1 protein-coding gene is annotated in these 255 nt (G+C 32.5%); it reads left to right on the top strand.

Features of this window, described 5'->3' with window-relative positions; all coding sequences use genetic code 11:
- The coding region (locus KI343_RS19940) for a transposase (protein ID WP_212928127.1) at window positions 1-237 on the top strand (237 nt) is incomplete at its 5' end.
- Window positions 238-255: the final 18 nt, after the last annotated feature.

The raw sequence follows: 255 nt of genomic DNA, 5'->3' as shown, positions 1-255 counted from the left end.
CGTCCTCAAATTTATACGACAAACACCATAGAACGCACCATGAAAGAGATAAAAAAACGCACAAAAACAATGAACAGTTTACCAAACGAAAAAGCTGTAGAAAAAATCGTTTACTTGGTAGCGATAGGCTACAACGAGAAATGGAACAAAAGAGGGATTACAGAGTTTCTATCAGCTAAATCAGAGGTTCAAAAAATGTTTGATGAAAGATATGGAAAGAAAATAACAACTAAATAAATGATTAACTATTGGTAA

The sequence above is a fragment of the Oceanobacillus sp. J11TS1 genome, assembly GCF_018333215.1.
Lineage (GTDB): Bacteria > Bacillota > Bacilli > Bacillales > Amphibacillaceae > Oceanobacillus.
This window is presented reverse-complemented; position numbering and strand designations above follow the sequence as displayed.